Source organism: Streptomyces sp. WI03-4A, from assembly GCF_033792105.1.
GTDB lineage: Bacteria > Actinomycetota > Actinomycetes > Streptomycetales > Streptomycetaceae > Streptomyces > Streptomyces collinus_A.
Genome location: NZ_JARAUO010000002.1, coordinates 338,544 through 361,328, shown reverse-complemented (window position 1 = coordinate 361,328; position 22,785 = coordinate 338,544). Strand labels below are relative to the sequence as shown.

23 protein-coding genes and 3 pseudogenes are annotated in these 22,785 nt (G+C 72.3%); 15 read left to right on the top strand and 11 right to left on the bottom strand.

Annotation, left to right across the window (positions count from 1 at the left end):
- The first annotated feature begins 24 nt into the window (after positions 1–24).
- The 6 genes and pseudogenes from PV343_RS04720 (at position 25) to PV343_RS04695 (ending at position 5,488) form a co-directional block, all read left to right on the top strand.
- Complete coding sequence (locus PV343_RS04720; protein ID WP_319145478.1) at positions 25–963, top strand: ABC transporter ATP-binding protein; 939 nt, start codon at positions 25–27, stop codon at positions 961–963.
- Entirely contained in the window at positions 960–1,811 is an 852-nt protein-coding gene (locus PV343_RS04715; protein ID WP_319145477.1) for an ABC transporter permease, read from the top strand. The genes PV343_RS04720 and PV343_RS04715 overlap by 4 nt, the downstream gene beginning before the upstream one ends.
- A 94-nt stretch (positions 1,812–1,905) precedes the next feature.
- Positions 1,906–3,207 carry a sensor histidine kinase gene (locus PV343_RS04710; RefSeq protein ID WP_319145476.1) on the top strand — a complete coding sequence of 434 codons (1,302 nt, stop codon included), beginning with the start codon at positions 1,906–1,908 and terminating at the stop codon, positions 3,205–3,207.
- Positions 3,204–3,873 (top strand): annotated as a pseudogene (locus PV343_RS04705) (response regulator). The gene PV343_RS04710 and the pseudogene PV343_RS04705 overlap by 4 nt, the downstream one beginning before the upstream one ends.
- Positions 3,874–4,047: 174 nt before the next feature.
- Complete coding sequence (locus PV343_RS04700) at positions 4,048–4,761, top strand: VOC family protein (RefSeq protein WP_319145475.1); 714 nt, start codon at positions 4,048–4,050, stop codon at positions 4,759–4,761.
- A gap of 178 nt (positions 4,762–4,939) precedes the next feature.
- On the top strand, positions 4,940–5,488 hold the full coding sequence (locus tag PV343_RS04695) for a GNAT family N-acetyltransferase (protein ID WP_319145474.1): 549 nt from the start codon (positions 4,940–4,942) through the stop codon (positions 5,486–5,488).
- A gap of 2 nt (positions 5,489–5,490) precedes the next feature.
- Here PV343_RS04695 and PV343_RS04690 read toward each other — a convergent pair whose 3' ends face one another.
- On the bottom strand, positions 5,491–5,949 hold the full coding sequence (locus PV343_RS04690; protein WP_319145473.1) for a phosphatase PAP2 family protein: 459 nt from the start codon (positions 5,947–5,949) through the stop codon (positions 5,491–5,493).
- 230 nt (positions 5,950–6,179) lie between these two features.
- Here PV343_RS04690 and PV343_RS04685 point away from each other — a divergent pair, with 230 nt between their 5' ends.
- Complete coding sequence (locus tag PV343_RS04685) at positions 6,180–6,536, top strand: hypothetical protein (protein WP_319145472.1); 357 nt, start codon at positions 6,180–6,182, stop codon at positions 6,534–6,536.
- Between the two features lie 22 nt (positions 6,537–6,558).
- Entirely contained in the window at positions 6,559–7,167 is a 609-nt protein-coding gene (locus PV343_RS04680; RefSeq protein ID WP_415923452.1) for a hypothetical protein, read from the top strand.
- Between the two features lie 100 nt (positions 7,168–7,267).
- On the opposite strand, the gene PV343_RS04675 is transcribed toward PV343_RS04680, so the two are convergent.
- Together PV343_RS04675 and PV343_RS04670 are read right to left on the bottom strand one after the other, a co-directional pair.
- Positions 7,268–8,203: a serine hydrolase gene (locus tag PV343_RS04675; protein WP_319145471.1), complete on the bottom strand. Its 936-nt coding sequence runs from the start codon at positions 8,201–8,203 to the stop codon at positions 7,268–7,270.
- Entirely contained in the window at positions 8,200–9,204 is a 1,005-nt protein-coding gene (locus tag PV343_RS04670) for a LysR family transcriptional regulator (RefSeq protein WP_319145470.1), read from the bottom strand. The genes PV343_RS04675 and PV343_RS04670 overlap by 4 nt, the downstream gene beginning before the upstream one ends.
- A gap of 137 nt (positions 9,205–9,341) precedes the next feature.
- On the opposite strand from PV343_RS04670, the gene bla reads away from it, so the two are divergent.
- Positions 9,342–10,262, top strand: coding sequence for a class A beta-lactamase (gene bla / locus PV343_RS04665; RefSeq protein WP_319145469.1), 921 nt, complete (start codon positions 9,342–9,344; stop codon positions 10,260–10,262).
- A gap of 178 nt (positions 10,263–10,440) precedes the next feature.
- Here bla and PV343_RS04660 read toward each other — a convergent pair whose 3' ends face one another.
- Positions 10,441–10,629: a hypothetical protein gene (locus PV343_RS04660; protein ID WP_415923451.1), complete on the bottom strand. Its 189-nt coding sequence runs from the start codon at positions 10,627–10,629 to the stop codon at positions 10,441–10,443.
- A 456-nt stretch (positions 10,630–11,085) separates the two neighbouring features.
- On the opposite strand from PV343_RS04660, the gene PV343_RS04655 reads away from it, so the two are divergent.
- Positions 11,086–12,594, top strand: a complete 1,509-nt coding sequence (locus tag PV343_RS04655) for a cryptochrome/photolyase family protein (RefSeq protein WP_319145467.1) — start codon at positions 11,086–11,088, stop codon at positions 12,592–12,594.
- Between the two features lie 241 nt (positions 12,595–12,835).
- Positions 12,836–13,774, top strand: a complete 939-nt coding sequence (locus PV343_RS04650) for an SDR family oxidoreductase (protein WP_319145466.1) — start codon at positions 12,836–12,838, stop codon at positions 13,772–13,774.
- Positions 13,775–13,920: 146 nt separating this feature from the next.
- Here PV343_RS04650 and PV343_RS04645 read toward each other — a convergent pair whose 3' ends face one another.
- From PV343_RS04645 to PV343_RS04635, 3 genes are all read right to left on the bottom strand, one after another.
- The gene (locus PV343_RS04645) at positions 13,921–15,186 is read right to left on the bottom strand and encodes an MFS transporter (protein ID WP_319145465.1); all 1,266 of its coding nucleotides are present in this window, start codon (positions 15,184–15,186) and stop codon (positions 13,921–13,923) included.
- A 190-nt stretch (positions 15,187–15,376) separates the two neighbouring features.
- Positions 15,377–15,787 carry a cupin domain-containing protein gene (locus PV343_RS04640; RefSeq protein WP_319145464.1) on the bottom strand — a complete coding sequence of 137 codons (411 nt, stop codon included), beginning with the start codon at positions 15,785–15,787 and terminating at the stop codon, positions 15,377–15,379.
- A 48-nt stretch (positions 15,788–15,835) separates the two neighbouring features.
- Positions 15,836–16,852, bottom strand: coding sequence for a zinc-dependent alcohol dehydrogenase family protein (locus PV343_RS04635; protein WP_319145463.1), 1,017 nt, complete (start codon positions 16,850–16,852; stop codon positions 15,836–15,838).
- A gap of 214 nt (positions 16,853–17,066) precedes the next feature.
- On the opposite strand from PV343_RS04635, the gene PV343_RS04630 reads away from it, so the two are divergent.
- Together PV343_RS04630 and PV343_RS04625 are read left to right on the top strand one after the other, a co-directional pair.
- On the top strand, positions 17,067–17,948 hold the full coding sequence (locus PV343_RS04630) for a helix-turn-helix transcriptional regulator (RefSeq protein WP_319145462.1): 882 nt from the start codon (positions 17,067–17,069) through the stop codon (positions 17,946–17,948).
- Between the two features lie 363 nt (positions 17,949–18,311).
- On the top strand, positions 18,312–19,187 hold the full coding sequence (locus PV343_RS04625; RefSeq protein ID WP_319145461.1) for a PIG-L deacetylase family protein: 876 nt from the start codon (positions 18,312–18,314) through the stop codon (positions 19,185–19,187).
- Positions 19,188–19,320: 133 nt separating this feature from the next.
- Here PV343_RS04625 and PV343_RS04620 read toward each other — a convergent pair whose 3' ends face one another.
- A complete protein-coding gene (locus tag PV343_RS04620) occupies positions 19,321–19,866 on the bottom strand; it encodes a TetR/AcrR family transcriptional regulator (RefSeq protein ID WP_319145460.1) in 546 nt (181 codons plus the stop codon).
- Between the two features lie 171 nt (positions 19,867–20,037).
- Here PV343_RS04620 and PV343_RS04615 point away from each other — a divergent pair, with 171 nt between their 5' ends.
- Positions 20,038–20,871, top strand: coding sequence for an oxidoreductase (locus PV343_RS04615; RefSeq protein WP_319145459.1), 834 nt, complete (start codon positions 20,038–20,040; stop codon positions 20,869–20,871).
- A 62-nt stretch (positions 20,872–20,933) separates the two neighbouring features.
- On the opposite strand, the gene PV343_RS04610 is transcribed toward PV343_RS04615, so the two are convergent.
- Positions 20,934–21,413, bottom strand: a complete 480-nt coding sequence (locus tag PV343_RS04610) for an ATP-binding protein (RefSeq protein WP_319145458.1) — start codon at positions 21,411–21,413, stop codon at positions 20,934–20,936.
- 221 nt (positions 21,414–21,634) lie between these two features.
- Here PV343_RS04610 and PV343_RS04605 point away from each other — a divergent pair.
- A pseudogene (locus PV343_RS04605) lies at positions 21,635–21,850 on the top strand (DUF2975 domain-containing protein); the annotation flags it as partial.
- 96 nt (positions 21,851–21,946) lie between these two features.
- Here the strand turns inward: PV343_RS04605 and PV343_RS40305 are convergent.
- A pseudogene (locus PV343_RS40305) lies at positions 21,947–22,099 on the bottom strand (dihydrofolate reductase family protein); the annotation flags it as partial.
- 149 nt (positions 22,100–22,248) lie between these two features.
- A complete protein-coding gene (locus PV343_RS04595; RefSeq protein WP_319145457.1) occupies positions 22,249–22,590 on the bottom strand; it encodes an SRPBCC family protein in 342 nt (113 codons plus the stop codon).
- Between the last annotated feature and the right edge of the window lie 195 nt (positions 22,591–22,785).

The window sequence follows — 22,785 nt, the reverse complement described above, 5'->3', positions numbered from 1 at the left end:
CGTGGTCCGAGAGAGAGAACGCGAATGATCGAGGCACAGCAACTCACCAAGAGGTACGGGGAGAAGACGGCCGTCGACGGTCTGGACTTCACCGTGAAGCCGGGTACGGTGACCGGATTCCTCGGTCCCAACGGTGCGGGCAAGTCCACGACGATGCGCATGATCGTCGGCCTGGACGCACCGACGAGCGGCTCCGTCACGGTGAACGGCCACCACTACGCCCGGCACCAGGCGCCGCTGCAGGAGGTCGGGGCGCTCCTGGAGGCCAAGTCGATCCACCCGGGCCGTTCGGCGTACAACCACCTCCGTGCCCTCGCGCTGACCCATGGGATTCCGGGCCGCCGCGTCGACGAGGTCGTCGAGCTGGCCGGACTCGGCAGCGTCGCCAAGCAGCGGGCCGGCGCGTTCTCCCTCGGCATGGGACAGCGGCTCGGCATCGCGGCGGCCCTGCTGGGCGATCCGCAGACGGTGATGCTCGACGAGCCCGTCAACGGCCTGGACCCCGAGGGCGTCCTCTGGATCCGCAACCTGCTCACCTCCCTCGCGGCCGAGGGGCGCACGGTCTTCGTCTCCTCACACCTGATGAGCGAGGTGGCCCTGGTGGCGGATCACCTGATCATCGTCGGACGGGGCCGGATGCTGGCCGACACGACCGTGCGGGACCTGGTGCGCGAGGCGGGCGGCGACACCGTGAAGGTCGCGACGAACGACCCCGCGCGGCTGCGGGACGTACTGGCCGGGCCCGGCGTGGAGATCACCGGCCGCGTCGGCACGGAGGAACTCCAGGTGACCGGGGTGTCCGCCCGGGAGATCGGGCTGAAGGCGGCCGAGCACGGGATCCCCTTGTTCGAGCTGACCGGCAAGGCGGTGTCGCTGGAGGAGGCCTTCATGGAACTCACCAGGGATGCCGTGGAGTACCACGGCACCACGACCGGCATCGAGACCCCCGGGAGCGCGGCATGAGCACCCTCACGGCATCCCCCGAGACCCCCGGGACCGCCCCGGCCGCTCCCGCCCGGCCCGCCTACCGGGTGACGGGACGGCGCGTACTGGCCTCCGAATGGGCCAAGCTCTGGTCGCTGCGCTCCACCTGGATCACCCTCGGCCTCGGGCTCCTGTTCCTCGTCGCCTTCGGCATCATCGCCGCGAGCCACTACAAGTCCAATCTCGACTCCGGCCGGCACCTCGACCGCGACTTCGCCACGTCGACGGCCGTGAGCCTGTCCCTGTTCGGCACCAACTTCGCGCAGCTCGCCCTCGGCGTCCTCGGCGTACTGGTCACGGCCGGCGAGTACTCCACCGGAATGATCCGCTCCACCCTCGCGGCCGTACCGCGCAGGCTGCCCGTGCTGTGGTCGAAGGCGGCGGTGTACGGGCTGGTCGCCCTGCTGGTCGCCACCGCCGGCGCGTTCGTCGCCTTCCTCGTCGGCAGCCGCATCGTCTCCGGCACGCTCGCCGCCATGGGCCTCGGCCACGCCGGCGTCGTACGCAGCCTGCTGGGCGCCGGACTCTACCTCGGCCTGGTCGGCGTGATCGGCACCGCCCTGGGCGCGCTGCTGCGCTCCGTGGCCGGCGGCATCTCGGTCCTGGTCGCCGCCCTCATGCTGGTGCCCGGACTGGTCTCCCTGCTGCCCACGTCGTGGCAGGGCGACATCGACCCCTACCTGCCGAGCCATGCCGGCGAGTCGATCTTCGCGCTCACCCACGACTCGACCACCCTGTCGCCCTCCGCCGGGCTGCTGGTCTTCCTCGCCTGGACGGCACTGGCGCTGGCAGGGGCGGCGTACCGGCTGCTGCGCAGCGACGTCTGAGCGTCCGAGTGTCCGTGCTCGGTGCGTCTGTGCGTCTGTGCGTCTGAGCGACCGCGTCCGCGGTACGGGCGCGCATCATGGGCGGGTGAGTTCCATGACCGACGACGATTTCAGCGGGATGGGGCCGCTGGTCGCCCGGCTCGGCCGGATCGGCCAGCGGCTCCGCAACGCCGACCGGGCCCGCCCGTGGGTGCTCGACACCGCGGTCGTGGTGCTGGTCGTCCTGCTGTTCTGCCTCCCCGACCTCCTGCACGCGGTCGACGCGATCGGCGGCGACCGTGACGGCGACGGCCCGCGCCGTTTCCGCCTGGCGTTCACGACCTTGCCGGTGGCGGCCATGCTGGCGCTGCAGGCCGGGCTGGTGCTGCCACTGCTGTGGCGGCGCCGGGCACCCGTCGTCGCCTTCGGCGCCGTCACGGCCGTGTTCGTCCTCCAGTGGTCCCTCGGAGCCGCACTCCGTGCGGACGTCGCCCTCTTCGTCGCCCTGTACAGCCTGGCCCTGCACGGGCGGCTACGGCAGCTGCCGTGGGCCTGCGCGGTCACGGCGGGCGCGCTGGGCCTGGTCGCGGCGCGGGTGTCGGCGGCGGTGTCCGTCTGGGACGCGCTCTTCTTCCTGCTCAGCACGGCGACCGCGGCCCTCGCGCTCGGCCTGGTGATCCGCATCCGGCGAGCCCAGCTGGCCGTCCTGCGCGATCGAGCGGCCCGGCTGGAGGTCGAACGCGACCAGCGCGGCAGGCTCGCCGTCGCCGCGGAACGGGCACGGGTGGCCCGCGAGATGCACGACATCGTCGGCCACAACCTGTCCGTCATCATCACCCTCGCCGACGCGGGCGCCTACGCCACCGTCTCCGCACCGGAACGGGGCGAGGAAGCACTGCACCTCATCGGCGACACCGGCCGCCAGGCGCTGAGCGAACTGCGCCGGGTGCTCGGCGTGCTGCGCGAGACCGACGGCCCGCGCGACGAGCCCGAACTCAGCCCGCAGCCGGGTCTCACGGACATCGACGCGCTGTGCGAGGGGGTACGCGCCGCCGGACTGGACGTCGTCTACCGTGTCGCCGGTGACGTCGACACCCTCGACAGCGGAGTCCAGCTCACGGTCTACCGCATCGCGCAGGAAGCCCTGACCAACACCCTCAAACACGCCGGTGCGGGCACCCGCGCGAACCTGTCGATCGCCGTGGAGGGCGCACGGCTGACGATCACCGTCCAGGACTTCGGCCCACCCTCACCGGCCGAACGTCCGGACACCACGAACGAGGAAGGACACGGCCTGGTGGGCATGCGCGAGCGAGCGGCTCTCTACGGCGGACACGTCAGCACGGGACCGGCCGGCCCGGGGTGGACGGTACGCGCCACGCTCGACCTGGCTCCCCAGGGCGGCGGCGCCCGGTGACCACCGTGCTCGTCGTCGACGACCAGCCGCTCCAGCGCTACGGCTTCCGCATGCTGCTGGACTCCGTAGCAGAGACCGAGGTGGTCGGCGAGGCCGCGCACGGAGCCGAAGCCGTGCGCAAGGCCGCCGAACTCCGCCCGGACGTCGTCCTCATGGACGTCCGCATGCCCGGCATGGACGGCATCGAGGCCACGCGCCGGATCGCCGCCGCAGGCGACCGCTCACGGGTCCTGGTGCTCACCACGTTCGACCTGGACGAATACGTCCACGCGGCCCTGCGCGCCGGAGCCAGCGGCTTCCTCCTCAAGGACGCCCGGCCCGAGGAACTCCTCGCCGGCATCACGCGCCGTGGCGGCCGGCGACGCGGTGATCGCGCCCGCGCTCACCCGGCGTCTGCTGCACGAGTTCGCCCGGCTCGTACCACCCCCTGACGGCGGCCCGGCACAGGATCCGCGCCTGAACGCCCTCACCGAACGCGAACGCGAGATCCTCGTCGCCATCGGCAAAGGCTGGACCAACGGCGAGATCGCCGCGCGCTTCGTGCTGTCGGAGTCCACGGTGAAGACCCACGTCGGCCGTGTCCTGTCCAAGATCGGGGCCCGCGACCGCATCCAGGCGGTCATCTTCGCCTACGACCACGGCCTGGCCAGGCCACACGCGGGCTGAGCCTCGACGTTCACCCACTCGCGGCCCGAATCCCGAAGGGCGCAACTCCGGATCCGGGGCGGCGGAATACTCGGGTGCAACCGAGGCCGGTCCGCTCATAGGATCCGCGTTCAGGGCGCTGACATGGCGCCCTGCCGACCGCTGGCACTCAACGGACCGAGGACGCGTGGCGCAATGAGCAGCCGACTCTTCGCAATTTCCTTCGACGCGCACCGGCCCGAGCGCCTGGCGCAGTTCTGGTCCGGCGTCTTGGGCCTGGAGAGAGCCGACGACCCCTGCGACGGTGTCGCCCTGCTGTCCGGGAACGACGCCGGCTACCGCCTCGGCTTCCGTCCGTCCCACAAGCCGAAGGTCGCTCAGAACCGGCTGCACTTCGACCTGACCAGCTCCTCCCCGGAGGACCAGCAGGAGACCGTGGCGAAGGCGCTCGCCTTGGGCGCGCAGCGCGCTGACGTCGGCCAGGGACCGGACGCGTCCCACGTGGTACTCGCCGACCCCGAAGGCAACGAGTTCTGTGTCATCGAGCCGGGCAACAATTTCCTCGCCGGCTGTGGCTTCGTCGGAGCGCTCGCCTGCGATGGTTCGCAGACCGTGGGCTACTTCTGGAGCGAGGCGCTGGGCTGGCCGCTGGTCTGGGACCAGGACGAGGAGACCGCCATCCAGTCGCCGGACGGCGGTACGAAGATCACGTGGGGTGGTCCGCCGCTCATGCCGGACCCCGGCAAGGACCTGCACTTCGACCTCGTACCGGACGGCGATCAGCGAGCGGAGGTCGAGCGCCTGCTCTCCCTCGGGGCGAAGCGTCTCGACTCCGGCGACGGCGGAGACGGCGCGGTGCTGCTGGCCGACCCCGACGGCAACGAGTTCCGCGTGCTCGCGCGCCGGTGAAGCGGGAGCCGCGGCAGGCGGTTGCCGCTGCGTGGAGCGCGGCAGAGAGTGGGGCGGGCACCCGTCGCCCAACGAGCTCAACGCGTCCCGCGAGGAGAGAGCCGCGCCCAGCGCTGCGTCGAGCAGCGGAGTCCCGGATATCCTGCCTCGTCGCGAACAGGCCAGGGAGGTCCCGACCATGAGCACCACCACGTCCACGTCGTCCTTTCCCGAGCGGATGGAGCTCTCGGGGGAGGGCCTGGTCCTCCGCGACTGGACGGAGGCGGACCTGGCCGCGATGCCGGAGCTGCTCGACCACCCGGACGTCGCCTACTGGACGCCCATCGTCTCTCCCTTCGACGAAGCGGCCGCCCGCGCACGGCTGGCCCGGGCCCGGCAGTTGCGGGCGGACGGCACGACCATCCTCCTCGCCATCACCGTCGACGGCGGCGCACCACTCGGCGAGGTGATGCTGCGGCGCGACTCCGAGAGCACGGAGCTCGGCTACGCGATCGGTCCGGCGCACCGCGGCCAGGGGCTGGCGGCACGGGCGGTGCGGGTCATGGCCGGGTACGCCTTCGAGGAGTTGGGTGCGAGGCAGGTGATCCTGGAGCTGGAGGCCGAGAACGCCCCCAGCGTCGCCGTGGCCACCAAGGCGGGCTTCACCCTGCTCGACCGGCCACTGATCGAGGGCGAGGAGAAGGGGCGGCCCTACGCACTGCAGACGTGGGGCCTGGACCGCCCCTGACCTCACGTACGTGCGGCATGTCGGATGAGCCAGGCGCTGGCCAGGCCGATCAGGGCGCCGGCGGTGACGTCACTGGGGTAGTGGGCGCCGCTGTGGACGCGTTCGACGGCGACCAGGGCGGCCGGGACCGTGCACACCAGGCCCGCCGCCGGCCAGGCGGGAAGGACAGCGCAGCAGAACGCCGTCGCGGCCGCGGTGTGTCCGGAGGGGAACGACGGCGACGCGGGTCGCTCCTCGACCTTGTCGTGCGGGATCCATTCCTTGGGCGGCCGTGGCCGGTCGGCCACCCGCTTGCCCACCCCGTTGCCCACCAACTGGGCCAGCGCCATGGCCGCCACGCCCGCCCCGGCCGCGCGCCGCCCTCGCCGACCGCCCGTCGCGGCCATCACCACGGCCGCCGAGCACCACAGTTTCGTACCCTGGGCGCTGGCTTCCGCCACCGACAGCACCCGGTGGACCACGGGCGACCTCCACGCCGCCACCCGCTGGGTCAGACGCCGATCACTGGTCCGCAACGCCCCGAGCACTCCCATGAGCTGCAGGTATCCCCGCGATCACCACCCCATGCCTGCCGGACTGAACGCGACGTCGGACTGGACGGGACACCGGGAGGCCGTGAAGGAAGACTGCCGCCTGGGTGGGCGGCGTGCGGTGAACCGCGTGGACTGGCAGCATCAGGAGGGTGTCCGTGATGAGCAAGTTGCAGATCAAGCCCGGTCAGAGCGTTCTGGTTCTGGGGAGGCCCGACGACCTGGACCTGGATTCGGAGGTCGGGGCGGAGTCGGTGGGGGAGGCGGTCTCGGCCGATGTGGTGGTCGTCTTCGTGACCACCTCCGCCGATCTTCTCGGCGCGGAAGCGCAAGCGGCCCTCGCCGCCGCGCGGCGCGATGCTCTCGCCTGGGTCGCCTACCCCAAGGGCGGAAAGCTGGGAACGGACCTGAACCGTGACCGCCTGGCGGCCGCGCTGTCCGAGCGGGGCGTGCGCCCGGTACGGCAGATCGCCGTCGACGACACCTGGTCGGCGCTGCGGTTCCGCCCCGCCGACTGACCGCCGCGGCCACTCGGCCGTCATGCACGCGAACCGCCCGGCCGCGCACACGCAGGACGGTGACAGAAGTCGCCTGTCCGGCAAGCCGGGCCCGCAGGGCCTGTACGTGGTGCGGGCGAACGCGTTTGCGGGCCGGGGGAGGGGCAACGCGCAGTCCATGACTGAACCGAAAACCGGAACGAACGACAAGCAGGCCGCCTCCCGTACGGCCGCCGACAAGGCGCGCCGTACCGCGGACAAGGCGACCGCGCCCGCCGCCAAGGCTGCGAAGGGCGCCGCGGACAAGGCGGATGACGCCGCGTCGGCGACGGCGTCGGTGGCCATCTCCGGAGTCGAGCGCTCGGCCGAGACGGTTGGTTCGGCGGCGCAGGGCATGGCCCGCGCGGCCGAGGCGGGTCGTCAGACGCTGGTGGCGGCGACCGGGCAGGTCGCGGCGACGGCCAAGGCGGCCTCCGGGCAGGTCGCCGGCACGGCGAAGACGGCTCTTGCGGTGATCGCCCACCGCAAGCTGATCGCCGCCGGTGTCGGTGCGGGTGTGACCGCGTTGACGGCCGCTTCCTATGCGGCGGGCCGCCGTTCGGGCCGTCACAGCCACGGTCCGATCACGCGGCTGACCGGCGGCCGTATCTGACGCCGCGTACGGGCGGTGGGCCGACCGGTCCACCGCCCGGCGCCCCCGCCCTCGCGCCGGTCGCGTCCGGCCCCGCCCCGCGCGCTCGCCCGTCTCCGCGTCACCGGCGCAGTGCTTCGAACGCCTGCCGTGCGGCGATGCCGATCGCCAGGTCGATGTCCGGCGCCTGCGCCGCCCGCCGGTCCGCCCGGGTGAGCGCGGCCACGGCCACACGCGCCCCGGAGTACGCCTCGATCACGCCGATCTCGTGTCGTAGGTGCAGGAACGTGCCCGTCTTCCCGCTCAACCGCAGGCTGTCGACGCGTAGTTCACTCGCCAGCCTCTGAGTGAAGACCTGGTGGCCCATCAGCCGCCGCAGCTCGGCCGTGGCCCGGGGATGCGCCACCTCGTCGCGCCACACCCGCTGCAGCAGGGTCACCAGCGCCGCGGCGGTGCCCAGGTTCGCGTGCGCGGGGTCCAGCGTCTCGATGGTGTGCCGGCCCGCCCGTTCGTCGCGGACGGCCAGCTCCAGGGCGAGGGAGAAGTCGTTGCCGGCGGCGCCCGCGGCGCACTCGTACATGTGGTTCATCCGGTGCCGTACCCGGATGCCGGCGCAGCCCCACGCGCGCAGCCGGGCATCGACGTCGGCCACCGGCACCTGGTCGAACAGCGCGTCGGCGGCGGCGTTGTCGCTCACCGAGAGCATGAGCAGGAGCAGGTCGCCGACGGCCACCGTGACCGGATGGCGGAACGCCGCGACGCCGGTGGGGCCGACACTGCTGGTGGCCGGGTCGACCGTGACCGGGAGGGCCGGGTCGAGGCCGCCGTCCGCGATCAGGTCCAGCACGACGAGGGCGAGCGGCACCTTCACCACGGACGCGAGGGGGACGGGCTCCTCGGCGTCGAAGCCGAGCTGCTCGCCGGTGTCGATGTCGCGGGCGAGGAACGAACCACGGACACCGAGCGCCGACCAGTCCCGGGCGATCGCCTCGGCGACCTCCAGCAGGAGGCCGTCCCCGTAGAACTGGGCCGGACGGCGCGCCGCGTCGCCGGTCATCCGTGTGCCGCCAGCCGGGTGGTGGTGTCCGCCGGCTCCGCCCGCCTCACGGCCTGTGCGGCGGTGCCGGCACCGGCCGCCGCCGCCAGCATCTCGGACAGCCATTGCGGCACGTCACCGCCTGGCTGACGCGGGGTGGCCCGCACGTCGTACCCACGGTGCAGCGAGGCGTCGGCCAAGGGCGCCCAGTCGGCTCCGTGCCGCCGTGCGAAGGGCTCGCCGCACAGCAGCACCGCCCGGCCCGCAAGCGTCTCGGCGAGGGCGGTGGCCGCCGGGCCGCCCGGCCGTACCAGTTGCTCGGGCAGCCCGGAGCGGGCCGCCGCGCGCGCCAGCCTGTCCCGTGCGTACGGCACGTCGTCCTCCGTCAGGGTCAGGATCGGCAGGGGAACGGTCCGGGCACCGGTGGCGGCGCCGGAGGCGGCACCAGCGGCGGCACCGGTGCGGCGAGGCCGCAGGTCCTCCAGATGGACCGGGCGCCCGCGGCGGGCGTCCGTCAGGGGGCGCGCGTCGAGGGGAGGCGCGGTGGCAAGGCCGAGCGGCACCCGGTGCCCGGCGCGCTCGGGTGGAACGCGAAGCAGAGCGTACGCGAGCGTGCCGTCCGCCAGCCGCGCTTCCCGCTCTTCGGGCGGCAGTTCGCGCACACTGAGCGTGGTGCCGCGTTCCGCCCCCGCGCGGATGACCTGGGCCAGCGCGGCCGGCGCACAGTCGGCGGGCACTCCCACTGCCCTGGCCCGGGACCGCTGGGCCGACCGGGCGACCTGGTCGAGCCGCTGGGCCCGGTCCAGGACGTCTCGCGCGTAGGGGAGCAGCAGCATGCCGAGTTCCGTCGTCGCGACCTGCCGCCGGGAGCGGTCGAACAGCAGACCGCCGAAGCGGGCCTCCAGCGTCTTGATGCGGCGGCTGAGCAGTGGCTGGGCGATGCCGAGCCGGTCGGCGGCGCGCGAGAAGCTCGTCTCGTCCACGGTGGCGACGTACGCCTCTAGGTGTGCGAGCAGATCCATCCAGCAGTCATACCAATCTGGTATGGGATCTTCAAAGTTCACTCTTGGACATGAGCGGAGTCGTGCTGTTTCGCTGTCCTCGTCGAAGATCCACGAAGCCGACGCCCGATCACCGACGACCTGGGAGAACTCCGCACATGACCAGTGCCGACCCGATGCCGCGCCGCCGCCTGTTCAAGGCCGGCCTCGCCCTCACCACCGCCGTCGCGACGGCCCCCGCCCTGGCCTCCACCCCCGCCTCGGCGGTTCCCGACGCTGAATACGTCGACCTCGGCACGGAGTTCGGCGATCTCGAGCGGCGTTACGGCGCCCGGCTCGGCGTCTACGCCCGCAACGTGCGCACCCGCCGGACCGTGGCGTACCGCGCCGGGGAGCCGTTCGCGATGTGCTCGACGTTCAAGGCGTTCGCCGCCGCGGCCGTGCTGCGCGACCACGGCGACCGCGCGCCCCTGGACGCAGTGATCCACTACCCGCCGCGGGACATCCTCGACAACTCGCAGCACTCCGAGGCCCACCTGACCACGGGGATGACGCTGGGCGAAGCGTGCGCGGCCGCGATCCAGTACAGCGACAACACGGCGGGGAACCTGCTGCTGCGTCAGATCGGCGGTCCGCAGGGCCTCACCCGGTTCTTCCGGTCGCTCGGCGACCGGGTGAGCCGACTCGACCGCTGGGAGACCGACCTGAACACCGCTGTCCCCGGCGACCCGCAGGACACGAGTACACCCGAAGCCCTCGGCAGGAGCTTCGAGCGGTTGACCCTCGGCCGGACCCTGGCCCGCGCCGACCGCGAGCAGCTCGTCACGTGGCTGAAGGGCAACACCACCAGCGCCGAGCGGTTCGGCGCCGGGCTGCCGCGGAACTGGGTCCTCGCGGACAAGACGGGCACCGGCAGCTACGCCACCGCCAACGACATCGGCGTCGCCTGGACGACACGGCGGACGCCGCTGCTGCTCACCGTGCTGTCCACGAAGGACGCCGAGGACGCGTCCGTCGACAACCGGCTGATCCGGGACGCGGCCGCGATTCTGGCAGCCACACTCGCGCCCGGCGAGTAGCGCACCGTCCGGCTCCCTCGCCTGGAAAGCGCCGGCGAACGCCCGTGGGTCAGGGGTGCTGAGAGTCTCAGCGCGAACCCACGGGCCCGACACCGGGAGTCAGGCCGATCCGTCCACGAGTCCGGGTGAGACAGCGGGATGCCGAGCGATCCGACGGCCTCACTGGGGGTCCTGCGCATCACGAGCGTGCACGCCGTATGGCGCCCTGGATCCCGGTCACCGTCGTGCCGGCATCGGCCGCCACCGCCGCGATCGAGACGTTCATGACAGAGCTGTCGAGCGCCATCAGGAACGGACCGGCGGCGAGTGCCGGCAGGACGAGCCGCGCTCCGGCCGAGCTCTCGGCCGTGCCGGCCCCGGGAGCCACACACGCAGCATCCCAGCCGACCCCGCGGGGCTTCCTCGGCCACGCCACACAGATCGACCGCTTGGCGGGTACGGAGTCGGTCGGTGAACCCGTGCGCCGGGCAGCGAGGGGGCTTGCGACCCACCGGGGAAAGCGGCCAGACGCCGCCGGGACCGCCTCGGTCGCCGCCGTGGCGGCGCGGAACGATCACGCCTTGCGCCTCCCGCTCCGCCTCGGAACCCGGCCGGCCGTCCCTCCTGGACGTCACCCGTATGCCGCGCGCACCCGGCGCGTGTGGACGGATGGGCGGCACCGTAGAGGCACGAGAAGCGCGCGGGACGCGAGTGTTCAAGGACGACGATCCAGGCGTCACCGGCGGACGAGGCGACGGCTGGCGTGAACGTAGCCGCCACGGGGCGTGGACCCGTCCGAGGGCCCGGACCGGTTCCTGCGGGCCCGAGACCGACGGGAGTGACCATGTCCGACCCGCACTGGCTGTTCGGTGACCAGCTCGGCCCGCACTTCCTCACCCCCGGCGACGACGGCGGACCCACTCGCGATACGCCCGTGGTGATGATCGAGGCCCGCTCGGTGTTCCGGCGGCGCCGCTTCCACCGGGCCAAGGCCCATCTGGTGCTCTCCGCGATGCGCCACCGTGCCGCCGAGCTCGGCGACCGCGTCCGCTACGTGCGCGCCGAGACGTACCGGGACGGCCTGCGCGAGGCGATAGGCGACGCAGCCCTGACCGTCCACCACCCCACCTCCAGGGCCGCCCTTCGTCTGGTGCGCTCGCTGGACCAGGTGCGGGTACTGCCCGCGCGCGGCTTCCTGCTGCCCCACGACGCCTTCCGCGCCTGGGCCGACGGACACGACGCGCGACGGCTGCGCCAGGAGGACTTCTACCACTGGGTACGCCGCGAACTGGACCTCCTCATGGACGGCGACACCCCGGCCGGCGGACGCTGGAACCACGACCACGCCAACCGCGAACCCCCACCCAGAGGAACGCCCACGCTCGGCGCACCCAAGCCCTACCGGCCGCGTGAGGACGAGATCGACGCCGAGGTCCGCGCCGACCTGGAGCGCTGGGAACGGGACGACGGAGTCCGCTTCGTCGGCCGGGACGGCCCCCGCCGCTTCCCCGCCACCCGCCGCGAGGCCCTGAGCGCGCTGCGCCGCTTCACCGAGCACCGGCTGGCCGGGTTCGGTGCGCACGAGGACGCCATGCTCGCCGCCGACCCGGTGATGAGCCACAGTCTGCTGTCCTCGTCGCTGAACCTCGGTCTGCTCGACCCGGTCGAGGTGGTCACCGCCGCCGAGAACGCGTGGCGTGCCGGCCGGGCACCCGTCAACAGCGTCGAGGGCTTCGTCCGGCAGATCGCCGGCTGGCGCGAGTACGTCTGGCAGCTCTACTGGTACTTCGGCGAGGAGTACCGGCACCACAACGCCCTGGACCACCGCACCCGGATGCCCGCATGGTTCCTGGACCTGGACGCCGACGCCGTCACCGCCCGCTGCCTGACCACCGTGCTCGCCCAGGTGCGCGACACCGGCTGGACCCACCACATCCCGCGGTTGATGGTCCTCGGCAGCTTCGCCCTGCAGCGCGGCTGGGACCCGCGGGCGGTCACCGACTGGTTCCACCGCTGCTTCGTCGACGGCTACGACTGGGTGATGCTGCCCAACGTCACCGGCATGTCCCAGTACGCCGACGGCGGCCGGATGACCACCAAGCCGTACACCTCGGGCGGGGCGTACATCCACCGCATGAGCGACCTGTGCGACGGCTGCGCCTACCGGCCCGGCGACCGCACCGGGGAGCGGGCCTGCCCGTACACGACCGGGTACTGGTCCTTCGTCCACCGCCACCGCACGCTGCTCGCCGCCAACCAGCGCACCTTTCGCGCCGTACAGGGCCTGGACCGCCTCAACGACGTGGAGGACGTGCTGAGCACGGACCTCCGGTGGGACGAACGGCCGCCCTGACACCAACGCCGACGCCCCTGGTTCACGCCCGCCCGGAAGACCACCCGCACGAACTCGCATCGGCGAGCGGTACGGAGGCACCCTCCAGGTGTAGGCCGGGTACGGCGGCGGCCGGTGACATCGCCGAGACCCCGCGGCCCGGGCAAGCCCGGCCCCGGTCCCTCGACGGCGGAACGCATCCACGGCAACGGCAGCGCCGTCCCGTCACAGCACTGCACCCCTCAGGAAGAGAGACGACTGCATGGACACCGTCCTCGGCAGCCCCGTACCCGCCGCAGCCCCTGCCGGCTCACCCCTGCGGGGGCGGACCGCCGTCGTCACCGGAGCCGCCCGAGGGGTGGGTGAGGCCCTCGCGCGACGCCTGTCCGAGGCGGGCATGCGGGTCGCCCTGCTCGGTCGCGAAGGGCAGACGCTGCGCAGCGCCGCGGCCGGCCTGGTCTCCCCGAGCCTCTGTGTCGAGGCGGACGTCACCGACCGGGCGGCGCTCGACAGCGCCGCCCGGCAGGTGGAGGACCGGCTCGGGAGCGCGTCCGTCGTCGTGGCGAACGCGGGGATCGCCGTCGGCGGCCCCTTCAGCCGCACCGACGCCGACCTGTGGCAACGGGTCATCGACGTCAACCTCGTCGGAGCGGCCAACACCGCCAGGGCCTTCCTGCCCCAGCTCACCCGCACCCACGGCTACTTCCTGCAGATCGCGTCGACCGCGGCCTTCGGCTCGGCACCCATGATGAGCGCGTACTGCGCGTCCAAGGCAGGCGCCGAGTCCTTCGCGCAGGCCCTGCGCGGCGAGGTCCAGCCCGACGGTGTCGCCGTCGGTATCGCCTACCTGCACTGGACGGGTACCGACATGATCACCGGCATCGACGACCACCCGGTCCTGCGCTCGTTGCGCGAGAACCAGCCGTGGTTCGCACGGCGCGTCCACAGCCCGGCACAGGTGGCCGACTGGCTCGCGACCGGCATCGCGCACCGCGCCCACCATGTCTACGCGCCGCCGTGGCTGCGCTGGTGCCAGCCTTTGCGCCCACTGCTGCCGGCATTGGTGGGCCGGGTGGCACGGCGCGAACTGCGCCGCACGTCGACCGACGAACTCGCCTCCGCCACCGAGGTCATGGGAGCGGGAGGGCGTGCGGACTGGGAGCTGTTCACGTCCACGCAACGCCGCCGCGCCGACCCGTGAACCCGTGACCGGCATGGGCCGGCCGGCCAGGCCCATGCCCGAGCTCGCGCCGGCGCCCGCGCCGAAGGCGAGCTGCCCCGGAGAAGTCGTACGCGGGGGCACTGGACTGCTCCTGGTGCCAGGGGGCGGGCGATGGGCGCACTGTTTCAGCGCCGCGCCGTCGCCGTCGCCTCGGCGATGTCCTGCCGTACCGGGGCCTGCGCCTCGCCCGTGCCGTGGGCGACGACGCGGGTCGTCCCGCGCCTGGCGGCGATGGCCAGGGCGATCAGCGGCAGCAGGGTCAGGCCCGCGAAGACGGCGCCGACCAAGGCGGGTCCGGTGACGCCGAGGGGTGAGGCGAGGGCCTGCCCGGCGAGGGCGGAGCCGGCGGCGATGCCCGTGTTGTACGCGGACGTGGTCAGCGCGGAGGCCAGGGTGGGCGCGTCACCGGCGGAGCGGACGGCGAGGGCGGTTACGACCGGGTTGATGGTGAACCCGGCCAGGGCCATGAGGAAGATCAGGGCGACGGCGGCGGCCGGAGTCGTGGACAGCGGGACCAGCGCGAACAGAGCCAGCGTGGTCGTGGCGGCGGCCGGGATCGTCGTGGCCATCGGCCGGCGGTCGCCCAGCCGGCCGCCGATCGCCGTGCCGCCCAGCGCACCCGCGCCGAAGGCGACCAGGACCAGCGGCACGGCGTCAGCCGGGACGCCGGCCCGGACGGTAAGGAGCGGCGCGATGTACGTGTAGGTCGCGAGGACACCGCCCATGATCAGGACGGCCGCGGCCAGCGCCAGCCACAGACGGCCCTGCCGCAGGGCCCGGATCTCGCCGCGCGCGGACACCTGGGCGCGCCGCTGTGTCCGGGGGACGAAGTGCCCGATCACGACGGCCGCGAGGACGGCGAGCACGGCCAGGGCCAGGAACAGGCCGCGCCAGCCGATGACGCGCCCGACGAGGGAGCCGGCGGGTACGCCGACGACGTTGGCCAGGGTCAGGCCGCCCATCATCACGCTGACGGCCCGGGTGGCGTTCGCCTGCCCGGCGGCGCCGGTGGCGATGACGAAGCCGACGGCCCAGAACGCACCCGTGGCCAGTGCGGTGACGAATCGGGCGGCCAGGACCACCGTGAAGGAACCGGTGACGGCCGCGACGACGTGACCGGCGGCGAAGACCGCCAGAGCCAGGACGAGGGTGAGGCGCTGGGGCAGGCGCAGGGTAGCCAGAGCCATGGTCGGACCACCGACGATCATGCCTACGGCGAAAGCGGTGATCAGCAGTCCGGCGTGGGAGACGCCGGCGCCCAGGTCGAGGGCTATGTCGGGGAGAATCCCGGCGACGACGAACTCGGTGGTGCCCATCAGGAAGGTGCCGGCGGCGAGCACCCACACCACCAAGGGCATCTTGCCCGACGCGGAAGCGGCGGGGTGGGACATGAGAGGGCTTCTTTCCTCGGGATGGGGTCGCGGCCTCGATGGTGATCCGCTCGGCCGACCGGGACGAAGACGAGCGCGGCCGCAGTGCGTGCAGCGTCCCTCGTGACGCGACCGGGCGGACCGGGGCCGCCACGCTACGAGCGCGGTGGCCCCCGGGGAGTGACCGCCTGCGGGTGGGCGGCCCGGCGTCTCAGCCGGTGGCCGGGGCGGCGGCGTACTCCTCGTCGGTGACGGGGGTCAGCCAGTGCACGACGTCGTGGGTGTCGTCGCCCTCGTTGATGGCCAGGTGGACCATCAGCCGGTTCGGTGCGGCGCCGTGCCAGTGCTCCTCGTCTGCCTCGAACAGGACGCGATCGCCGGGCCGGATGACTTCCACCGGCCCGCCGCGGCGCTGGCACAGGCCGACTCCTTCGGTGACGAAGACCGTCTGGCCCAACGGATGGCGGTGCCAGTGGGTGCGGGCGCCGGGCATGAAGTGCACCAGGGACGCGGTGACCCGGGACGGGGCCGGGGCCGCGGCGACGGGGTCGATGTAGACGTCGCCGGTGAACCAGTCGGCGGGTCCTTTGAGGGTGTCGATCGAGCTGCGGGTGATCTGCACGGTTGCTTGCTCTCCTTGCTCCGTGTTCCTTGCGCGTGCGGGGGTGGGTCAGGGCTTGAGGAGGGCCTTGACGGCGCGACGCTCGTCCATGGCCCGGTAGCCCTCGGCGACCTGGTCCAGGGGCAGGGCGAGGTCGAAGACCTTGCCCGGGTCGATACGGCCGGTCACGACGAGTTCGATGAGGTCAGGCAGGTAGCGGCGGACGGGCGCGGGGCCGCCGCGCAGGCCGACGTGGGAGAAGAACAGCTCCTGCCCGTCCACGGCGACGTCGTGGGGGACGCCGACGAAGCCGACGTTGCCGCCGGGCCGGGCGGAGCGCAGGGCCTGCTGCATGGCCTGAGCGGTGCCGACGCACTCCAGCACGCTGTCGGCACCGATCCCGCCGGTGAGCTCCCTGATCCGGGCGACACCCTCGTCACCGCGCTCGGTGACGACGTCGGTCGCGCCGAACTCCCGGGCGAGCTTCTGCCGGGGCTCGTGCCGGGACATGGCGATGATCCGCTCCGCGCCCATCTCCCTGGCGGCGATCACCGCGCACAGGCCGACGGCGCCGTCACCGACGACCACGACGGTGGAGCCGGGCTTCACCTCGGCCGCGTCGGCGGCCCACCAGCCGGTGCCCATGACGTCGGAGACGGCCAGCAGGCCGGGCCACAGTTCCTCGCCGGGCACCTCGGCGGTGGCGACCAGGGTGCCCTGGGCGTTGGGGATGCGCACGTGGTCGGCCTGGCAGGTGGACATGAACTCGCGGTGCAGGCAGTTCGACTGGAAGCCGTTCTCGCAGTTGGCGCAGGTGTTGTCCGAGGTGGCGAAGGAGCCGACGACGAACTGGCCCGGCCGGACGGAGGTGACCTCGCTGCCGACCTCCTCGACGAAGCCGACGTACTCGTGACCCATCGGATGCGGGTCACCGATCGGCTCCGCGCCGCGGTAGGGCCACAGGTCGGATCCGCACACGCAGGTCACGGCCGTGCGGATGATCGCGTCGGTGGGATGGAGGATCTTCGGGTCGTCCAGGGTCTCGAAGCGGATGTCGCGGGGGGCGTGGATCACTGTGCCGCGCATGAGAGGGGTTCCTTTGCGTGCCGAGGCGTGGAAAGCCGGACGCGGATGTCCGGGGCCGTCGCCGAGCGAGGCCAGGTGCACGCCCGTCGGGAGGCCGGGCGGAAAGCACCACGTCATCCAGGTAACCCCGTCCCGGCACGCGTAACGAGACACCGTCGAAGGGTGTACCGGCGGTACATCCCTCCGACTGCGAGCAGGACGTACCGTCGAAGGCGTGGACAACCAGGCAGAGGTCCGCGAGTTCCTCACCTCGCGGCGCGCGAAGATCACTCCCGAGCGGGCGGGGCTGCCCTCCGGCAGCCGTAGGCGCGTGCCCGGCCTGCGCCGCAGCGAGGTCGCCGCTCTGGCCGACGTGAGCGTGGAGTATTACGCCAAGCTGGAGCGCGGCAATCTCGCCGGTGTCTCTCCGGCCGTCCTCGAAGCCGTCGCCCGCGCCCTCCAGCTCGACGACGCCGAACGCGCCCACCTCCTGAACCTGGCGCAGACCGCAGACGGCTCCGACGTCCTCACCCGTCCCCGACGTCGCGCCGCACGGCCATGGACGCCGCACCGCAGCCTGCAATGGGTCCTGGACGCCATCACCGCCGGCCCGGCCTTCGTCCGCAACGGCCGCATGGACATCCTCGCCGCCAACCAGCTCGCGCGCGCCTTCTACGCCGACCTCTACGCCACGGCCGGCAACCAGGCGAACCTGGCCCGGTTCAACTTCCTCGACCCCGCCTCGCGCCGCTTCTACCCCGAATGGGACCAGGCCGCCGACGTAGCCGTCGCCATCCTGCGCACCGAGGCCGGCCGTGACCCCCACGACAAGGACCTGCACGACCTCGTCGGCGAACTGTCCACGCGCAGCGATGACTTCCGCACCCGCTGGGGCGCGCACAACGTCCGCCACCACGGCACCGGCACCAAACGCTTCCACCACCACGCCGTCGGCGACCTCACCCTCGCCTACGAAGGCCTGGAAATGGCCGCCGAACCCGGCCTCACCCTCACCATCTACACCGCGGAACCCGGCTCACCCTCGGAGGAAGGGCTGCGGCTGCTCGCTTCCTGGGCCGCGACGCAGGAAGCCGACGCGTCGGCAAGGCAGTTGTGAACGGACGGACGGGCCGTCATACGGGCTGGCAGCGCATCCCACGACGCCCGTAGCGACCGGCTCGCTGTCGAGCGCGGCCCACATCTGCTCGCGCAGGCCACGGAGGTCGATCTGAGCACCGGGGACCGGCAGGGGCCGGCTTGCCGGCCGCGGCGGAGAGGACCGGCAGAAGTAGGGCGGCCTGCACTCCTGCCGGGAGAAGTTCCTGGTACGGCGGCGCGTGCCGATGGTCGACTGGTTGCAGGGCGCCGGCCGCGGGCGGGCGGGGCCCCACCAGGCGCGGTGTCGTCGGGCAGCGTACCGACAGACCGGACACCGCACAGACCGAGGGGAACGGACATGGGGATGGGACACGGGGAACGGATGAGCAGGCGCCAGGTGCTGGCGGCCGGTGCGCTCACGGGCGCGGCGCTCGCGGGCAGCACGCTGTGGGCACCGGCGAAGGCCTCGGCGGCAGCGGCTCCGGCGATCTTCTACTCCCCGCACCAGGACGACGAGGCCCTGGGGCTGGCGGGTTCCATCCTGGAGCACAAGGCCGCCGGCCGGCCCGTCTACCTGGTTCTCGTGTCCAAGGGCGAGAACGACCAGCTGGCGAAGAAGATGAACCAGGACCCGTGCCCGCTGACCATCGGGGACTCCCGCCACCCGTGCGCAGCCGGCGGCCACCACGGTCTGTCGTGGCCGACGGACGGGGCGAGCATGATCGTGCCGGCCCGCACCGCGGAGTTCATGGCCTCGGCGAAGGCCCTCGGAGTCGACAAGGTCATCAACTTCAAGCTGAGCGACAGCCCGTACAACTCCGACGACAACTACTACCGGTTCGTGGACTCGGTCAAGGCGAAGATCAAGGCGCTCGCGAAGCAGTACCCGGGAGCGTCGCACAAGTTCACCGCCGGCTGGCTGGAGGAGACCGACACCCACAAGGCACTCGCGGACGCGGCGTACTTCCTCATGAACGAGGGCGTGCTGACGGACGTGCGGTTCAACTACGTCTACGCCTACGACAAGCCCAAGAGCCAGCGGGCCAACGGCGCCGCGTACGTGCTGAACATCCCCTCGGCCCATATGGCGATCAAGCGCAAGGCGATCTACTGCTACAACACGTGGGCTCCCGACCGTAACCTCTACGCACTCGGCTACCACAGCGTGCCGGACAAGATGGAGAGCGCACACGAAGACCCCCGGGAGTTCGTGTTCACCATCCCGTCGAGGTACACCCCTGGTCCGATCAAGCACTAGACAACGACGTCCGGTCAGCTCCGTGTCGCCTCCACCCGGAGGTGGCACGGAGCTGACCACTGCACCGCCCGCCGCCTGGTCTCGGGCGGGTGGGGGCGTGGGGTTGCCGGTCGCCGTGTGGCGCCGCGCTTCGTCAGCGCGCGCCGAGGCCTCGCAGGAAGGTGTCCGCGACCAGGTCTGCCGCCTGTGGGGCCTGCAGGGTGGGGAAGTCGTGGGCCACGGTGTCGACGAGCCGGCCGAGGGTCGCGTAGGTCCAGGATGCGTCGACGTCGCTGCGCACGTAGCCCTCGTCGGCGGCGCGCCGCAGGAACGTGAGCAGCCGCTCGCTCAGGGCGTCGCGCCGGTCCCGTGCTCCGGGGTCCTGCTCCATCATCCGGCGGGTGTCGACCGGCCACTCGCGGCTGACGGGGATGATCCCCTCCAAATACCGGTGGAGGGCGACGGGAACCGGGGCCTCGGCCAGGCGGGCGTCGTCCAGGACGCGCTCGGACGCGTCGAGTTTGGCGTGGAACACCGCCTGCAGCAGAGCCTCCCGGCTCGCGAAACGGCGATGAATGGTGGTGCGGTCCACCCCTGCGGCCAAGGCGATGGCAGCCATCGAGGTGCTCGGGTCCTCCGCGAGGAGGCGTGCGCCGGTGCGCAGGAGGGTCGTCATGTTGCGGGCGGCGTCGGCTCTCATGGTCGGGCCATGTTAACGCATCGCTGCACTTGAAACACCAATATCCCCACGAACGTCGCGTCTGGATTGCGATCTGCGTCATGAATGTTGCATTTACATGAGGAAGCGCTACAGTCGAACGGCAGAGCTGCTGAAAGGGGCAGCCAGAGAGAAGATCATGAGGAGTGCGTCATGACGCAGACATGGCTGATCACAGGAGCGTCTCAGGGGCTCGGCAGGGCGCTGGCCGTTGAGGCGCTGCGGGCCGGTCATCGGGTTGTCGCCACGTCGCGCAGTCCGGAAGCGCTCGCGGACCTGGAGGCGGAATACCCCCAGCGGTTGGCGCCCATGGCGTTGGACGTGACGGCGCCCTTGGAAGCCCGCAAAGTGCTGGCGGCCGCGGTGGAGCGGTTCGGCGGGGTGGACGTCGTGGTCAACAACGCCGGCTACGCCACCAGCGCACCGATCGAGGACTTTCCCGAGGACGAGTTCAGGGCCCAGATCGAGGCCAATCTCTACGGTGTGATCAACGTGACCCGAGCCGCTCTGCCCTTCCTGCGCGAGCAGCGGTCCGGCGCCATCGTGCAGATTTCCTCCATCGGCGGCCGCGTCGGCGGCACTCCCGGACTCGGCGCGTACCAGACCGCGAAGTTCGGTGTCGAAGGCTTCTCGGAGGTGCTGGCGAACGAAGTGGCCCCGTTCGGCATCGACGTGATCATCGTGGAGCCGGGCGGCATCCGCACCGGTTGGGGCGCAGGCGCGGCGACGCCGTCCAGCCCGGTCGCCCCCGACTACCAGCAGACCGTCGGAGCCTGGCTGCAGCGCCGTATCGAGCACAGCGGGAAGGAATCGGGCGACCCGGTGAAGATGGCCCGAGCCGTGCTCGCGGCCGTGGCCGCGGACCAGCCCCCGCGCCGCCTCCTGCTCGGCGCCGACGCCCTGGACATCGCGGTGAAGGCGGAGGAAGGCCGGTTGGCCGAGGCTCACACGTGGGGAGAGGTGAGCCGCTCCGTCGGCCACCGGTGAACGAGCCGGCAGCAGGTGCCGCGCAGCCAACGCGTGTCCGGGACGGGCGGGCCGACCCGTGTCTACTGGGGGGTGAGTCCGGTGACGGCGCCGCCGGGGTCGTCGGCCAGCGCGATACGGGCGGTGATGCGTTTGCCGACCGGTTCGCGCTGTGCCTCGAAGCCCTGTGCGACCGCCATGACGATCTCCAGGCCGTGTTGACCCACCCGGCCCGCGTCGGCGGCCCTGGCCACCGGCAGCACCGGGTCGGAGTCCCACACCACGACCTCGACCGTGTCCCCGGCGATCCGCAGATCGAGCAGGACCGGCCCGGGAGCGTACTTGCGGGCGTTGGTGACCAGCTCGCTGACCACCAGCTGGGTCAGGTCCATCGCCCGCTGGGAGACCGGCAGACCGTGCACCGACTGCACCCGGGCCAGGAAATCGGCCGCCAGATGACGGGCCTGGGCGATCACCGACCCGTCCCCGTCCAACGCCACCGTGGTCTGGATCAACCGCTCGCCCGGCGTGGTGTCGTCCTCCCCCACGGGCACTGATTCCATCGCGGCCGCCTTCACTGCCCCAGTCACCTGACGCGTATACCCGCACCAAGCAGGGTGACGCCTGACACCCCGGTGTTGCCTTCGTCTCATCCACGCACCACCTGGCATATGCGGGGCAACGACTCCAGGCGACGATCTCGCCGTGCCAGTATCACCCACCCACCCACCCGATCGAGCAAGAAGTGGCGGACCCCGACAAGAGAGCACTGCCGTCCTGAGACTTGGTGGTGCTCGCCGGCACCGTGTTCGTCCAGGCGTTGATGGTCCGGGCGTTGGCCACCGATCCGGAGGACGGGTCGCTACCGCTGACCCCGCTGCGCGTGATCACGATCCTGGGCCTGGTGTCGGTACAGGTCGCTCTGGTGTGCGTATGGCGGCTGGTGGCGATGGTGCGGCGCGGAACCGTGTTCTCCCGCGCCGCTTTCAGGTACGTGGACGGTGCGGATTCGGTCGCAGACGAGGGACAGCGTTCCGTTTCGCCGGCGGCCCGGCGGCCCGGCGGACGAGCGTCCACTGTGCTTGGGCAGGCCGTCGTCGAAGAGGCGGGGCCCGCAGCCGAGGGAGACGGGGAAGATCGTCAGCGCCGGCCGGTCCACGATTTCGGCCGCCAGCAGCGCCTTGATCACGCTCACGCTGGAGAGCACGAGGACGTCGCCGCCTTTTGTTGCCTTCGGATCTCCGGCCACCTCGGCGGCCGGCTTGTCGACGATCCTCGTCCGCTCCCAGGGCGCCTGGCCGAGGGGCGAGGAGAGAACCACCTTGTCGGTGTCGACGAGCCACCTGGCGAAGCCCTCGTCGCGCGGATCGGCGGAGCCCGTGTCGGCGGGCCCGAGGCTCAGCTCGACATGGGCGGTGAAGGCGGGGCGGCCGTCGGGGAGCAGCGCTCGCTGACGCGGAGGTCTTCGGGTGTCCACCAGTGGACGAGCAGGTCGGCCTCGGTCAGGTGGCGCCAGACCGTCTCGGGGCGCTCCGTAAGCGACCGGCGGAAGGTGAACGAGCGCGCGTCGGCCCATCCCGGTTCCGTGGCGGCGTACCGCACCGCGTTCAGGCTGCGCTGGTAGCTGTCGTACGTCGCGTGCGGGCCGCTGGCCCGCTCCGCGGTGTCGGCGAGAGCGTTGGGCGTGGTCGCCAGGTCCCGCAGAGGGCCGGGCGTGAGCGCGTGCGCAGCGCAGGGCACCGTGCGGGACGTAGGCGGTCTGCCCCGCCCCGTGCGGCCCCCTGGCCCCGGAGCACGGCATGGCTCCCCATGGGGAGCCCGCGTCAAGCGCTGCGCACATCAGAGGAGTTGGTGGAAAGCGCCTGGCGTGCCCCTGGCTCACCTGGCGCCTTGGAGTCTCGTGCCCGGGTGCGGAGGCCACCAGGGCCGGGCCAG

Bases quoted from the DNA above. Each gene is read 5' to 3' on its own strand.
- PV343_RS04635 (WP_319145463.1), bottom strand. From the start codon at position 16,852: ATGCGCGGCACAGTGATCCACGCCCCCCGCGACATCCGCTTCGAGACC.
- PV343_RS04710 (WP_319145476.1), top strand. From the start codon at position 1,906: ATGACCGACGACGATTTCAGCGGGATGGGGCCGCTGGTCGCCCGGCTC.
- PV343_RS04715 (WP_319145477.1), top strand. From the start codon at position 960: ATGAGCACCCTCACGGCATCCCCCGAGACCCCCGGGACCGCCCCGGCC.
- PV343_RS04720 (WP_319145478.1), top strand. From the start codon at position 25: ATGATCGAGGCACAGCAACTCACCAAGAGGTACGGGGAGAAGACGGCC.
- bla (WP_319145469.1), top strand. From the start codon at position 9,342: ATGACCAGTGCCGACCCGATGCCGCGCCGCCGCCTGTTCAAGGCCGGC.
- PV343_RS04615 (WP_319145459.1), top strand. From the start codon at position 20,038: ATGACGCAGACATGGCTGATCACAGGAGCGTCTCAGGGGCTCGGCAGG.
- PV343_RS04625 (WP_319145461.1), top strand. From the start codon at position 18,312: ATGAGCAGGCGCCAGGTGCTGGCGGCCGGTGCGCTCACGGGCGCGGCG.
- PV343_RS04680 (WP_415923452.1), top strand. From the start codon at position 6,559: ATGCACGCGAACCGCCCGGCCGCGCACACGCAGGACGGTGACAGAAGT.
- PV343_RS04610 (WP_319145458.1), bottom strand. From the start codon at position 21,413: ATGGAATCAGTGCCCGTGGGGGAGGACGACACCACGCCGGGCGAGCGG.
- PV343_RS04695 (WP_319145474.1), top strand. From the start codon at position 4,940: ATGAGCACCACCACGTCCACGTCGTCCTTTCCCGAGCGGATGGAGCTC.
- PV343_RS04670 (WP_319145470.1), bottom strand. From the start codon at position 9,204: ATGGATCTGCTCGCACACCTAGAGGCGTACGTCGCCACCGTGGACGAG.
- PV343_RS04655 (WP_319145467.1), top strand. From the start codon at position 11,086: ATGTCCGACCCGCACTGGCTGTTCGGTGACCAGCTCGGCCCGCACTTC.
- PV343_RS04645 (WP_319145465.1), bottom strand. From the start codon at position 15,186: ATGTCCCACCCCGCCGCTTCCGCGTCGGGCAAGATGCCCTTGGTGGTG.
- PV343_RS04650 (WP_319145466.1), top strand. From the start codon at position 12,836: ATGGACACCGTCCTCGGCAGCCCCGTACCCGCCGCAGCCCCTGCCGGC.
- PV343_RS04675 (WP_319145471.1), bottom strand. From the start codon at position 8,203: ATGACCGGCGACGCGGCGCGCCGTCCGGCCCAGTTCTACGGGGACGGC.
- PV343_RS04685 (WP_319145472.1), top strand. From the start codon at position 6,180: ATGAGCAAGTTGCAGATCAAGCCCGGTCAGAGCGTTCTGGTTCTGGGG.
- PV343_RS04620 (WP_319145460.1), bottom strand. From the start codon at position 19,866: ATGAGAGCCGACGCCGCCCGCAACATGACGACCCTCCTGCGCACCGGC.
- PV343_RS04700 (WP_319145475.1), top strand. From the start codon at position 4,048: ATGAGCAGCCGACTCTTCGCAATTTCCTTCGACGCGCACCGGCCCGAG.